This window comes from Streptomyces chlorus, from assembly GCF_042655885.1.
Classification (GTDB): Bacteria; Actinomycetota; Actinomycetes; order Streptomycetales; family Streptomycetaceae; genus Streptomyces; species Streptomyces chlorus.
This window is the reverse complement of sequence record NZ_JBHSOA010000048.1, coordinates 1-13,452: the sequence shown is the minus strand read 5'-3', so window position 1 is coordinate 13,452 and position 13,452 is coordinate 1. Positions and strand designations below refer to the sequence as shown.

Here is a 13,452-nt window from a genome sequence, read left to right as displayed (position 1 = left end):
CCCGATAAGGCTCCATGTCGTCGCCGGTCCCGACGCGGGCGGCGTCCATCTGCTGCACGGCGGCGAGATCCGCATCGGCCGCTCGGCCGACGCCGATGTGCCGCTCGACGACCCGGACGTCTCCCGGCTGCACTGCGCGGTGACGGTCGGCCCGGACGGCAGGGTCTCGGTCGCCGACCTCGGCTCCACCAACGGCACGACCCTGGACGGGCGGCGGGTGGGCTCCCGCCCGGTCGGTCTGGCACCGGGTGCGCTGCTGCGGATCGGCGAGTCGGCACTGCGGCTCACCCCGGCCGCGGGACCGGGGGCACGGGCACGGACGACGCCGGACGGCGAGGGCCACGTCCGCGTGCCGGAACCGCCCGCGAGGGCATCCGCGGAGCCGCCCGCGAGGGCGGGGTCGGCGGCCGTGCGTCCGCCGGACGGGCCGACGCACCACGGCTACGGTTCCCCGGCGGCCCGGACCACCGGGGAAACCCCACTGGTGCCCGGCCAGGGGGGCGCACCGGGGATCGAGAACCGCGGGACGGGCGACGGGCCGGACGCAGGCTCCGGCTCCGGTGTCGGCCCCGACTCCGACACCGGTTTCGGTTTCGGCTCCGGCTCCGGCTCCGGCTCCGGCTCTGGCTCTGGAAGCACAGGCCGCAGCAGCAGGCGTACGGTCCATGTGGCTTCCCGGGGTGAGGTGCCACGGGTCCCCCGGGGACGCCGGGTGTCACAGCCGAGGCCGGCCGGCGGCGGGTTCGACCCGGCGTCCGGGGCGGAGACCGGTCCCCGCGCGGGCAGCGCGGGTGCGCCCACCGGATCCGGCGCCGACGGTGGGCTCACCGCCCGGCCCGCCGCCCCCGGCACCCGGCCCGCCGACGGCCGCGAGGGTACGCCGGTGCGCGGCACCGGTCCGGCCGACGCCGGCCTCGTGCCGCAGCCCTCCGCCGGACGCCGGCGTGGTGGGCTCTCGGCGTGGGCTCGTCGGCTGACCGGGGGGCGTCCGGAGCCGGAGGAGAGCACCGGCCCGGAGAGGTACGGCGAGGAGAGGTACGGCGAGGAGGTGGTCGGCGCCGTCCCGGCCGTCGCCGCGCCCGGCCCGCCCGAGACCTGGCCCGACCCCGCCATCCTGCTGCTGACCGCGCTGGGCCCCGGGCCCCGTCTGTGGGAACGCGGGCCCGACCACCCGGAGGCCCTGGCGATACGCCTCGGCACGGCCGACCGGACGCTCCCCGGCGGCTCGGGCCTGCTGCCCGCCGTACCCGTGACGTCGGGGCTGCGCGAGGTGGGCTCGCTGGGCCTGGCCGGTCCGCGCGGGCGGCTCACCGGGCTGGCCCGCGCGGTGCTGGCCCAGCTCGCCGCGCTGCACTCCCCCGACACGCTCGAGATCGTCCTGATCACCGCCGACCGCTCCCGCACCCTGGAGGAGCGCACCGCGGAATGGACCTGGCTGGGCTGGCTGCCGCACGTACGGCCGGGACACGGACAGGGCTGCCGGCTGCTCCTCGCCCACGACCGCGAACAGGCCGCGGCCCGCGTCGAGGAGCTGCTGCGCCGCCTGGACGACCACGACCACGCGGCCCGCACCTCACCCGCCCCGGCCTCCCCTTCCACCTTTTCCGCCCTATCCGTCCCGTCCGCCTCCTCCGCCCCGGTCGCCCCGCTCATTCCCGAGCAGCCCCGGGCATCCGGCGCCGACCGGGGCGCCCCCCGGCGGCCCGCCCGGGACGCCGACGATGGCCCGGCAGGCGGCTTCACCGGGCCGTACACCGTGGTCGTCGTGGACGGCGACCCCGGGGATCCCGAGGTGCGCGACGCGGTGGCACGGCTGGCGGTGGAGGGGCCGCGGGCCGGTATCCACCTGGTGTGCCTCGCCGAGACGGCCGCCGCCTCCGCCTCGTCCCCGGTGTCGGAGACGTACGAGGCGGCCTGCGCGGTGACGCCCGCGTTCCGGGAGTGCGGCGCCGTCGCCCTGCTCAGCGGGGACGTGGCGACCACCCTGCGGCTGCTGCGGGTGGCCGCCACCGGCTCGGGGACGGCACCGGGTCCGGTCGGCCACGGCACGGTCGCCACGGTCGACGCGGTCTCCCCCGCCTGGGCCGAGCGGTTCGCGCGGGCCCTGGCACCGCTGCGCACGGCGGGCGCCCCGGGTACGCGGCACACGCGCGTGTCGGCGCCGCTGCCCCCGTCGGCGCGACTACTGGACGAGTTGGGCCTGGCCCGCGCCACCCCGGCCTCGCTGATGGCCCGTTGGGCGGACGCGGCCGACGACAAGGAACGGCTCGGCGGCCGGGTGTGCGCGGTGCTGGGTGCCGGGCCGCGCGGCCCGGTGTCCGCCGACCTCGTGGCCGACGGGCCGCATCTGCTGGTGGAGGGACCGTCCGGCAGCGGCCGTACGGAACTGCTCCGGGCCGTCGTCGCCTCCCTGGCAGCGGCCGAACGGCCGGACCGGCTGGGCATCGTGCTGGTGGACGGCCGCGCCGGCACCACGGGCGGCGGACAGGGCAACGGGCCGGGCGACGGGCCGGGCGACGGACTGCGTGTGTGTACGGACGTACCGCATGTCACCACGCATCTCAGCGCCAACGACCCGGTGCGGATGCGGGAGTTCGCCCAGTCGCTGAGCGCCGAGCTGAAGCGGCGTGCCGAACTGCTCGGCCGGTCGGACTTCGTGGAGTGGCACACCGGGCGCGAGCTGTCGGACCGTATGGTCGCCCAGCGCACGGCCGCGCCCCGTGGCCCCGCAGCCGCCGGTGGCGAGCACTCCGGGGGCGACCTGGAGGCCCCGCCCAGTTCCACGGTGCGGCTGCGGCCCGGGGCCGCGCGGCGCAGGGCTCAGGCTCCGCCGCCGCTGCCCCGGCTGGTGGTGGTCGTGGACGACCTGGACGCGCTGGTCTCCCCCGCGCTCGGTTCGCCCGGGCGGCCCGCCGCCGGGTCGGTGCTGCGGGCGCTGGAGGCAGTGGCACGGGAGGGCGAGCGGCTGGGCGTGCACCTGGTGTCGGCCACCGGCCCCTGCGCCCGTACGGCGGAGTCCGAGCCGGTGCGCCGTGCGGCCCTGCGCGTGACGCTCGATCCGCCCGCACCGGGCCGCGGGGCCGTTTCCTCGTTCGAACCGAACCGGGGGAGCGGGGTCGAACCGGCGCCGGGCCGGGGGCGTTTGGTCCATGCGGACGGCCGGGTGACCGCGTTCCAGGGTGGGCGGGTGACCGGGCGCATCCCGCGCACGGCGACGCTGCGGCCCACGGTCGTACCGCTGGAGTGGCACCGCATGGGCGATCCGCCCGCCCGCCGCCCGGTCCGGGAACTCGGCAACGGCCCGACCGACCTCGCCCTGCTCGCCAGCGCGCTGGAACGCGCGGGCCGCGAGGTCTCGGCCACCGAGGTGCCGTCACTGCTGTGACCCCGCGCCGCTCTCGCCGCTCTCCCCCTGCTCGTGCGTGGCGAGCGGCGAGAGGGCGCGCAACGCCTCGGCCCTCACGACCCTCGCGCCACCCCACCAGCCCCGCCGACCCCGGTCCGTGACACCCGCACCCTCGACGGGCGGTGCGGGCGTGCGGCCTGCCCGGACGGCCCGGCCCGGGCCCTTCCGCCCCGGAGAGTCACGACGCGGTCACGATCCCGGACTTGACAGGAGACGCACTCTTGCCGATCTAGACCTCACGGGCGTACACCAGAGCGCACGGGACAGCGCTCGACGTTCGACGAGGTACGAAGAACGGGGCAGTGATGCGCAGGACGAGCAGGATCATCCGGGCACGCAGGTCGTCCGGCACACCCGCGGCAACGGCAACCCCCCGCACCCGCAGGGCCGTCAGAGCAGGGGCCGCCGTCGTCGCGGGCGTGCTCGCGGTCTCGCTCACCGCGTGCGGGGGCGACGACGGCGGCGGCAAGGACGAGACGGGCGGCGGCGCCGACGAGACCGCCTCCACCCTCACCCTTCCCCGGCTGGACGGCCAGAGCCTCGAGGTCGCCGCCGTGTGGACCGGCACCGAACAGGCCAACTTCAAGAAGGTCCTCGCGGAGTTCGAGCAGCGCACCGGCGCGAAGGTGACGTTCGTTCCCGCCCAGGACCCCATCATCAACTTCCTCGGTTCCAAGATCGCGGGCGGCGCCCCGCCCGACGTGGCGCTGCTGCCGCAGCCGGGCGCCGTCAAGCAGGCCGTGGAGAAGGGCTGGGCCAAGCCGCTGGGCGCCGAGGCGCGGGCGGAGCTCACCAAGAACTACTCGCAGGGCTGGCAGGACATCGGCTCGGTCGACGGCACGCCGTACGGCGTCTACTACAAGGCCGCCAACAAGTCGCTGATCTGGTACAACGCCCAGGTCTTCGAGAACGCGGGCGCGAGCGAGCCGAAGACCTGGAAGGATCTGCTCACCACGGCGCAGACGGTCTACGACTCCGGCGTCACCCCGTTCTCGGTCGGCGGCGCCGACGGCTGGACGCTGACCGACTGGTTCGAGAACGTCTACCTCTCCCAGGCGGGCCCGGAGAAGTACGACCGGCTCGCCGCGCACGAGATCAAGTGGACGGACCCGTCCGTGAAGGACGCGCTGACCACGCTGGCGGAGGTCTGGGGCAAGGCCGACTACCTCGCGGGCGGTCCGGACGGCGCGCTGCAGACCGAGTTCCCCGCCTCCGTGACGCAGACCTTCACCGGCGGCGACCAGCCCAAGGCGGGCATGGTCTACGAGGGCGACTTCGTCCAGGTCAACATCGGCGAGACCGAGGCGAAGGTCGGCACGGACGCGAAGGTGTTCCCGTTCCCCGCGGTCGGTGACAGCCCACCGGTGGTGTCCGGCGGCGACGCGGCCGTGATCCTGGAGGACTCGAAGGCGGCGCAGGCGCTGGCGACGTTCCTCGCCTCCCCGGACGCCGCGGGCATCCAGGCGAAGCTGGGCGGCTATCTCTCGCCGAACAAGAACGTGCCCAACTCGGCGTATCCGAACGCGGTGCAGCAGAAGATGGCCAAGGCGCTCGTCGACGCCGGCGACGACTTCCGCTTCGACATGTCCGACCAGGCCCCGCAGGCCTTCGGCGGCACCCCCGGCAAGGGCGAGTGGAAGGCGCTCCAGGACTTCCTGAAGAACCCGAAGGACATCGCGGGCACCCAGCGGCAGCTGGAGGCCGACGCGGCCGCGGCGTACGGGAACTGATCCGGCGATGAAGTCGGACAAGGCGGCGGGGCCCTCCGGGGCCCCTGCCGCCCCCACGTCGCGCAGGAGCGTCACCGGCACCCGCAGAACCGTCGCGGCGCTGTTCCTGCTGCCCGCGCTGCTGCTGCTCGGTGCGCTCGTGGTCTACCCGATCGGGTACTCCGTCGTCCGCAGCTTCTACGACCAGCCCGGCGACGGATTCGCCGGGTTCGACAACTACCAGGCGCTGTTCACCGACGACGGCATCCGCACCGCCCTGAAGAACAACGTCATCTGGGTGGTGTTCGCGCCGACGGTCGCCACCGCGCTCGGCCTGATCTTCGCGGTGCTGACCGAACGGATCCGCTGGGGCACGGCGTTCAAGCTGGTCGTCTTCATGCCGATGGCGATCTCGATGCTGGCGGCGGGCATCATCTTCCGTCTGGTGTACGACCAGGACCCGGACAAGGGCGTCGCGAACGCGGTGTGGGTGGGCGTGCACGACACCTTCGCCGAGTCGTCGGCGTACCCGAAGGCGCACCCGGGCCGCGAGTCGCCGCTGGAGGCGACCGGCGGGGGTGCCTTCGTCACCAGGGGGACGGTGAGCGTCGGCGACACCGTCGCGCTGCCGCTGGTCGGCGTCGCCCCGGACCTGATTCCCGACGACGCCGCGCGGGCGGCGGCGCCGAAACCGGAGGCGGACCGGATCACCGGCACGACCTGGCAGGACTTCACCCGCGGCAAGGGCGTCGGCACGCTGAACGAGGTCGACGCGGACGAGCTGGGCTACCCCGGCATGAAGATCGAGGCCGTCAAGGACGGCACGGCGGTGGAGACGGCCACGGCGGGCGCCGACGGCACGTTCTCCCTGTCGGCGAAGGCGGACGGCGCACAGCTCCGGCTGCCGGCGAGCAACTTCCAGGAGCCGTACAACGGCCTGGACTGGCTGGGCCCGTCGCTGGTCACCCCCGCCATCATCGGCTCGTACATCTGGATGTGGGCGGGCTTCGCGATGGTGCTGATCGCGGCCGGGCTCGCGGGCCTGCCCCGGGAGCTGCTGGAGGCCGCGCGGGTCGACGGCGCCAACGAGTGGCAGGTGTTCCGACGGATCACGGTGCCCCTGCTGGCGCCGGTGCTCGCGGTCGTCACCGTCACCCTGATGATCAACGTGCTCAAGGTGTTCGACCTGGTCTTCATCATCGCGCCCGGCTCCTCCCAGGACGACGCCAACGTCCTCGCGCTGGAGCTGTACCGCAAGGGCTTCTCCGAGGACCAGCCGGGCATCGCCAGCGCGATCGCGGTGTTCCTGCTGCTTCTGGTGATCCCGGTGATGTGGTTCAACGTGCGGCGGCTGAGGCGGGAGGTCAGGCGATGAACTCACCTCTGGAGGGCGACGGTTCACCGAAGGGCACGTCGACGGGGTCCGGGGCGCCGGAATCGGGGCCGCCGAAGTCCGAGCCGCCGGAATCCGAGCCGCCGGAATCCGAGCCGCCGAAGTCCGAGCCGCCGAAGTCCGAGCCGCCGGAATCCGGGGCGCCGGAATCCGGGGCGCGCGGGTCCCGGTCGCTCGGCTCCCGGCTGGCCGAGTGGGTCAGCGGTGGTCTGGTGCGGGTGTTCCTGATCGTCGTCGGCCTGTTCTGGCTGGTCCCGACGATCGGTCTGCTGCTGGCCAGTCTGCGCACCCCGCAGGACATGGCCGCCGACGGCTGGTGGACGGTGTTCACCGAGCCCTCGCAGCTCACCTTCGGCGCCTACGAGACCCTGCTGGAGAACGACGACATCACCGGCTCGCTGCTGAACACGGTGTACATCACCGTCCCGGCGACGGTGCTGGTGGTAGTGATCGGCTCGCTCGCCGGATACGCCTTCGCCTGGATGGAGTTCCCGGGCCGGGACTGGTGGTTCCTCGGTGTGGTGGGGCTGTTGGTGGTGCCGGTGCAGGTGGCGCTGATCCCGATCGCCGAACTCTTCGGCAGCATCGGCATCTTCGGCTCGCTCGTCGGCGTGATCCTCTTCCACGTCGGCTTCGGCCTGCCGTTCGCGGTGTTCCTGCTGCGCAACTTCTTCGCGGAGATCCCGAAGGAGCTGCTGGAGGCGGCCCGGCTGGACGGCGCCGGCGAACTGCGCCTGTTCGCACGGGTGGTGATGCCGCTGGGCGGGCCGGCGATCGCCTCGCTGGGCATCTTCCAGTTCCTGTGGGTGTGGAACGACATGCTGGTCGCGCTGATCTTCACGGACTCCGGGAGCCAGCCGATCACGGTCGCCCTGCAGACCCAGGTACGGCAGTTCGGCAACAACATCGACGTGCTGGCGCCGGGCGCGTTCATCTCGATGGTGATCCCGCTGGCCGTGTTCTTCGCCTTCCAGCGGCAGTTCGTCTCCGGCGTGATGGCGGGCGCGGTGAAGTGACGTGCCGCGTACGGGCCCCGGACGCACCGTGCGGATGCTGTTGGTCAATTCCGCCTGACGGTTCCGGTCTCCGCGCGTCCACGGCGGTGGCCCGGGGATGTTCCTGCCGCAGAGTGTGTCACTTTCCGGGAAAGTGACACACTCTGCGGATCCATGCCCCGGGCCCGCGCATTCGCCAACAGTGATCCCGGGCCTTGTCGTGCCTCCTGCGGTGGATGAAAACTCAGTTGGTGCACGCCCCGCTGACGCCGGGACTCTGTGGTGCCCTGGAGCCCGATCAACAGTGTGGCGCGGGAGACCCGGGGCACGTGATGTGGTTGCCGCGAGCACGAACCTCAGACTCTTCGAGAAGGGGCCTCCCACGGGGCGGGCAGCGCCGATGCCGGACGCACCGCGAGGAGGAGCCATGGAGAAGGTCGTCGATCGCTGTGCCGGGCTGGACGTCCACCGCGACACCGTGGTCGCCAATGTCCGCGTCCCGGAGGAATCGGCCGAGGCCCTCGCCTCCTGGGCCGGGGTCTGTCCCGGCAACTGGGAGTCGGCCGGCAAGTCCCGCACCGGCCGCTCCCGCAAGGGGCCCAAGTGGCTCGGTGTCGCCCTGCACGAGCGCGCGATGGCCGCGATCCGCTCCAAGGGCACCTACCTGCACGCCCAGTACAGGCGGATCAAGCCCCGCCGCGGCCACGCCCGAGCGATCAAGGCGGTGGAACACTCCATCGTCGTCGCGATCTACCACATGCTCGACCGCGGCCGGCCCTACCACGACCTGGGCGCCGACTACTTCACCCACCGCGATTCCCCCGACCGCCAGGCCGCCCACCACCTCGCCAGGCTCCGCGAACTCGGTTACCAGATCATCGCCGAACCTCCCGCAGCCTGACGATCAACTGCGGGAGGTTTTCACCTCAGCGTCGCACCGTGCGCGCCGGGGCCCGCCGAAGCGGGGCAGGCCGGGGACTGGTCTGGGCCGGGGACTACTCGATGACGAGCTCGACCGGGACGTTGCCGCGGGTGGCGTTGGAGTAGGGGCAGACCTGGTGCGCCTGCTCGACCAGCTTGCGGCCGGTCTCCTGGTCCACGGCGTCGGGCAGCTCGACGCGCAGCGTCACGGCGAGCGCGAAGCCCTCGCCCTGCTTGCCTATGCCGACCTCGGCGGTCACCGCGGCGTCGCCGAGGTCCACCTTCGCGGCCCGGCCGACCAGCCCGAGGGCGCTGCCGAAACAGGCCGCGTAACCGGCGGCGAACAGCTGCTCCGGGTTGGTGCCCTCGCCGTTGCCGCCCAGCTGCACGGGGGCGCTGAGGCCGAGGTCCAGCTTGCCGTCGGAGGTGACGGCGCGGCCGTCGCGGCCGTGGGTGGCGGTGGCGACAGCGGTGTAGAGCGCGTCCATGGGGAAACCTTCCCTTTCGAGTCGTGGTCGTGGGGCGGCCGGTCCGTCGGTGGCCCGGACCTCCGCACCACCATAAGCAAAGCACACAACTAAATTGTGCACAACTAAATGGCTCGAAAGAGCTACCCTGGAGCCATGACACCGACCCCGAATCCCGGACCGGCCACCCCGGAGTCAACCGGGTCCGCCGGCGACTGGCTCCGCCTCGACCAGCAGATCTGCTTCTCCCTGCAGTCCGCCTCGCGCGCCTTCAACGGCGTGTACCGCGTGGTCCTCAAGGACCTCGGCCTCACCTACCCGCAGTACCTGGTGATGCTGGCTCTCTGGGAGCACGGCACGCTGCCCGTGCGGAAGCTCGGCGAGCACCTGCGGCTCGACTCCGGCACCCTGTCCCCGCTGCTCAAGCGGCTGGAGGCGGCCGGCCTGGTGCACAGGGAACGCAGTGCGCGCGACGAGCGCTCGGTGGAGGTGCGGTCCACCGAGGAGGGCATCGCGCTGCGCGAGCGGGCCCTGGACGTCCCGCGCCGGATCGTCACCGCGACCGGATTCGGGCTCGACGAGATCCAGGACCTGAAGGCCCGCCTGGACCGTCTCACCACCGCACTGGACACGGCGGCGGCGAACGAGGCCTAGGATCCTGCCGAACGGTGCAGACCGACCGAACGGTGGAGACCGACCGCCCACCGCAGACCCCGGTACCACGGCACCACCGGAGCACCACCCGCACCACCACGGGTCAACGACGAGGGGACGGCCGCACATGACCTGGTTGATCACCGGCGGCGCCGGCTACATCGGGGCGCACGTCGTACGCGCGATGACCGAGGCGGGGGAACGGACGGTGGTGTACGACGACCTGTCCACCGGCATCCCCGACCGCGTACCGGACGGAGTGCCGCTGGTGATCGGCTCGGTCCTGGACGGGGAGCGGGTGGCACGCGCCCTCGCCGACCACGAGGTCACCGGCGTCGTGCACCTGGCGGCGAAGAAACAGGTCGCCGAGTCGGTGGAACTGCCCCTGCAGTACTACCGGGTGAACATCGAGGGCCTGCGCGTCCTGCTGGAGGCGGTGACGGCGGCGGGCGTGGCGTCGTCCTTCGTGTTCTCGTCCTCGGCGGCGGTGTACGGCACGCCGTCCACCGGCGCCGAGCTGGTCACCGAGGACACCCCCTGCCTGCCGATGTCCCCGTACGGCGAGACGAAGCTGGCCGGTGAGTGGCTGGTCCGCGCGACGGGCCGGGCAACCGGTCTGTCCACGGCCTCCCTGCGCTACTTCAACGTGGCGGGCGCCGCGCGCCCGGAACTCGCCGACACGGGCGTCTCCAACCTCGTCCCGATGGTGTTCGAGAAGCTGACCGAGAACGCGCCCCCGCAGGTGTTCGGCGACGACTATCCGACCCCGGACGGCACCTGCGTCCGCGACTACATCCACGTCGTCGACCTGGCCGAGGCCCACGTGGCCGCGGCGCGTGCCCTGCGCGCCGCGCCCGGCCGGGACCTCACCCTCAACATCGGCCGCGGGGAGGGCGTCTCGGTCCGGGGCATGATCGACCGCATCAACGCCCTCACCGGCCACGACCTCCCGCCCACGATCGAACCCCGCCGCCCCGGCGACCCGGCGAACGTCGTCGCCTCGGCCGACCGCGCCGCCACCGCACTCGGCTGGAAGGCCCGCCACAGCGTCGACGACATGATCACCTCGGCCTGGACGGGCTGGCAGCGCCTCCACCCGGCGGCGGGACGCGGCTGACCTGTGCGGATGACCTCTGCCCCGGTCTCCTCCGAGCACGCCATGGGCGCCGTCGTCGGTTCCGCCGTCGGCGACGCCCTGGGTGCCCCCTTCGAGTTCGGCCCCGAGGGGGTCTCCTCGGCCCGCTTCCCGGAGCCGGGACCCGGCGGTGAGATGTGCGGGGGCGACGGCTGGGAACCGGGCGAGGCGACCGACGACACGCAGATGGCGGTCCTGGTCGCCGAGTCACTGCTGGAGCACGACGGCCTCGACCTCCCCGAAGACTTCCGCCGCTTCCAGCGGTGGGCCGCCGCCGGCCCGAAGGACATCGGCCTCCAGACGGAGGCAGTGCTGAGCAGCGGCGACCCGTGGGACATGGCCGCCGCGCCGCACTTCCGGACGAGCCAACGAGCCGCCGGGAACGGGGCGACGGGGGTACCTCCCTGCTCGTGGGGGTCCCCCCTGTTCGAGCGGAGCCGAGAACTCGGGGGAGAAGCCGAGAGCTTGGGGGAGCGGGCCGCACCCTCCGCCGTGTACTTCGCGCGGCAGGGCCGGGACGCCACCACGGACGCCGCCCGCCGGCCGGCCGCGCTCACCCACGGCGACCGTGCGGGCTGGGAGGGCACGGCCGTCTTCCACGAGCTGGTGCGCGTCGCCCTGACCGGGGGCGATCCGCTCGCCGCCGTACCGGACACCCTGCGCGCGGTCCACCCGGACCACCGCGAGCGCTACGCCACCGTCCTCACCCCCGGGCCGGCATCCGGACCTGGCCTCGGACGTAGCTCGACGAATCACCGACGCCATACCGGCCCTGCCGCCGACGTCGATGCCTTTCCCCGTCCCTCCGACCCCCAGGAACCATGAGCGGACAACCGGCAACACCCGTCATCGACACTCACGTCATTCTTCGCGACGGCGACAAGATCCTCTTCTCCCAGCGGGGCGGCCCGTACGGCTACGGTCGATGGCACATGCCGTCCGGGAAGCTGGATGAGGGCGAGTCCCTGGCTGTCGGCGCCGCTCGTGAGCTGTTCGAAGAGACCGGCATCACCGTCGCCCCGACCGACCTCCGGCTCGTTCAGGTCGTGCACCACCGCCAGGGCGACAAGAAAGAGCGGATCGGTTTCTTCTTCGAGGCCGAAGAGTGGGAGGGGGAGCCGGTCAACAAGGAACCGGAGCAGTGCCTGGCACTCACCTGGTTCACCGTGCACGAACTACCCGACGACATCATCGAGTACCCGCAGGCCGGTCTGCTCGGTTATCTCCGTGGCACTGGTCCTCTCGCCGCGCACAACTGGCCGTAATGGTTGCAGCGCGGCGCCGTGCCGGGATGCGATGCACTGCTACAGCCGGCCGGCTGCTCGATGAGGTCCACTCCCAGGGGCGGAATCTGGTCATCATGTGTGCCGACCACGGGGACGCCTACGGCGACGACGACTGTCACAGCCGCGGCATCGCCCACCCCGCCGTGGGGAACATGCCTTTCGCCGCCTGAGTGCAGGGCTGACCGTTCCAGCTGTTTCCGTGGCAGGGCCGGAGCGTGCCCCTGGCGTTGGACCGGAATCCTGTAGGGCTTGGCCGGAACGGGCTTCGCCACGGAGGCGGAACCGAGCCGCAAAGCCCTTTGGCCGCCCCCGCGTCACAGCGCCTTGAGCGCCTCCGTCGTGGCCCTCGCCAGCGCGCCCAGGTAGCCCTTCGGCAGCTTCGGGTTGCGGATGACCACCGAGCGCCAGTACAGGGGACCCGAGATCAGGTCGAGGGCCAGGGCGTGGTCGATTCCGGGGCGCACCTCGCCCCGCTCCTGCGCCGCCGCGACGACGCCCTTGGCGACCCCGTCCTGGCCCTCCCGCAGCGCCTTGCGCAGCGCCTCGGCGATGTCGGGGTTGCGGGCGGCCTCGGCCTGGAGGTCGGGGAGGATCTGCGAGGCGACGGGGTGGCGCAGGGCGCGCGAGGTGACCTCGTAGAGCAGGCGCAGGTCGCCCTCGAGGGAGCCGGTGTCCGGCGCGGGCAGGCCCTGCACGGCGATGGCGGAGACCAGGTCCAGGACCAGGTGCAGTTTGGAGCGCCAGCGTCGGTACACCGCGGTCTTGCCGACGCCCGCGCGACGCGCGATGCCCTCGATGGACATCCGCGCGTAGCCGACGGCCGCGAGTTCCTCGAAGACGGCCGCCCGGATCGCCTCCGTCACGTCCTCGCGCAGTACGGCCGCCCCGGCGGGGGCCCTACGGCGCGGACGCGGCTGGGGCTCCTCGGCGTTCGTCGTCATGCGGACCAGCATAGGGCGTGACGACGATACGGGCCCGTTCTGACGACAGTACGTACACCGATCCGGCACAGAAAGGCACGGGCCCGGACTTGGGACGGGCCCGGGAAGGCCCGGGAACAGGCCAGGGGCGGACCTGGGGCGGACCTGGGGCGGACCTGGGCCGTCACGACGAAACGGTTGCGTTCCGTCGCGCGTTCGGCCTACGCTCGCGTTGCGACGATACGGTGCCGTCCCGACGTAGGTGAACGCGCGAAGACGCGCGGGGAAACACCGGGCGGGACCCGGCGCCGCACCACCCCACCGTCACCCCCACCCCCCTAGCGAAAGCAGCGGATGTGAGTCAGGTCCTCCACACACCGCCTCCCGCACCGGTCCTCCCGGCCGCCGAGGACGACCTCCCCGCCCTCGCCGCCCGCCACGGCCTCACGGTCAGCGGTGCCCGCCCCACCCTGCCCGGCTACGTCCGCGAGTTGTGGGCGCGCCGGCACTTCATCCTCGCCTTCTCCCGGGCGAAGCTGACCGCGCAGTACAGCCAGGCGAAGCTG

12 protein-coding genes and 1 pseudogene are annotated in these 13,452 nt (G+C 73.0%); 11 read left to right on the top strand and 2 right to left on the bottom strand.

Annotated elements, in window-relative coordinates:
- From ACFPZI_RS22315 to ACFPZI_RS22295, 5 genes are all read left to right on the top strand, one after another.
- A partial coding sequence (locus ACFPZI_RS22315) for an FHA domain-containing protein (protein WP_381365724.1) occupies positions 1–3,385 on the top strand: 3,385 nt, incomplete at its 5' end.
- A gap of 326 nt (positions 3,386–3,711) precedes the next feature.
- Entirely contained in the window at positions 3,712–5,136 is a 1,425-nt protein-coding gene (locus ACFPZI_RS22310; protein WP_381365721.1) for an ABC transporter substrate-binding protein, read from the top strand.
- A 7-nt stretch (positions 5,137–5,143) separates the two neighbouring features.
- Positions 5,144–6,490: a carbohydrate ABC transporter permease gene (locus tag ACFPZI_RS22305; RefSeq protein WP_381365718.1), complete on the top strand. Its 1,347-nt coding sequence runs from the start codon at positions 5,144–5,146 to the stop codon at positions 6,488–6,490.
- The gene (locus ACFPZI_RS22300) at positions 6,487–7,524 is read left to right on the top strand and encodes a carbohydrate ABC transporter permease (protein WP_381365715.1); all 1,038 of its coding nucleotides are present in this window, start codon (positions 6,487–6,489) and stop codon (positions 7,522–7,524) included. Before ACFPZI_RS22305 ends, ACFPZI_RS22300 begins: the two co-directional genes overlap by 4 nt.
- A 406-nt stretch (positions 7,525–7,930) precedes the next feature.
- Entirely contained in the window at positions 7,931–8,404 is a 474-nt protein-coding gene (locus tag ACFPZI_RS22295) for a transposase (RefSeq protein ID WP_381365712.1), read from the top strand.
- Positions 8,405–8,498: 94 nt separating this feature from the next.
- On the opposite strand, the gene ACFPZI_RS22290 is transcribed toward ACFPZI_RS22295, so the two are convergent.
- A complete protein-coding gene (locus ACFPZI_RS22290; protein WP_381365710.1) occupies positions 8,499–8,912 on the bottom strand; it encodes an organic hydroperoxide resistance protein in 414 nt (137 codons plus the stop codon).
- Positions 8,913–9,047: 135 nt separating this feature from the next.
- Between ACFPZI_RS22290 and ACFPZI_RS22285 the strand changes: the two genes are divergently transcribed.
- From ACFPZI_RS22285 to ACFPZI_RS22265, 5 genes are all read left to right on the top strand, one after another.
- Positions 9,048–9,545, top strand: a complete 498-nt coding sequence (locus tag ACFPZI_RS22285; RefSeq protein ID WP_381365708.1) for a MarR family winged helix-turn-helix transcriptional regulator — start codon at positions 9,048–9,050, stop codon at positions 9,543–9,545.
- A gap of 127 nt (positions 9,546–9,672) precedes the next feature.
- Positions 9,673–10,662 carry a UDP-glucose 4-epimerase GalE gene (gene galE / locus ACFPZI_RS22280; protein WP_381365706.1) on the top strand — a complete coding sequence of 330 codons (990 nt, stop codon included), beginning with the start codon at positions 9,673–9,675 and terminating at the stop codon, positions 10,660–10,662.
- A gap of 9 nt (positions 10,663–10,671) precedes the next feature.
- Entirely contained in the window at positions 10,672–11,505 is an 834-nt protein-coding gene (locus ACFPZI_RS22275; RefSeq protein WP_381365703.1) for an ADP-ribosylglycohydrolase family protein, read from the top strand.
- Positions 11,502–11,945 (top strand): NUDIX hydrolase, encoded by a 444-nt coding sequence (locus ACFPZI_RS22270; protein WP_381365700.1) that lies wholly within the window; start codon positions 11,502–11,504, stop codon positions 11,943–11,945. The genes ACFPZI_RS22275 and ACFPZI_RS22270 overlap by 4 nt, the downstream gene beginning before the upstream one ends.
- 26 nt (positions 11,946–11,971) lie before the next feature.
- Positions 11,972–12,136: a hypothetical protein gene (locus ACFPZI_RS22265; RefSeq protein WP_381365698.1), complete on the top strand. Its 165-nt coding sequence runs from the start codon at positions 11,972–11,974 to the stop codon at positions 12,134–12,136.
- 144 nt (positions 12,137–12,280) lie between these two features.
- Here the strand turns inward: ACFPZI_RS22265 and ACFPZI_RS22260 are convergent, their stop codons facing one another.
- Entirely contained in the window at positions 12,281–12,907 is a 627-nt protein-coding gene (locus ACFPZI_RS22260; RefSeq protein ID WP_381365695.1) for a TetR/AcrR family transcriptional regulator, read from the bottom strand.
- 335 nt (positions 12,908–13,242) lie between these two features.
- Here ACFPZI_RS22260 and ACFPZI_RS22255 point away from each other — a divergent pair.
- Positions 13,243–13,452: pseudogene (locus tag ACFPZI_RS22255) on the top strand (ABC transporter permease); the annotation flags it as partial.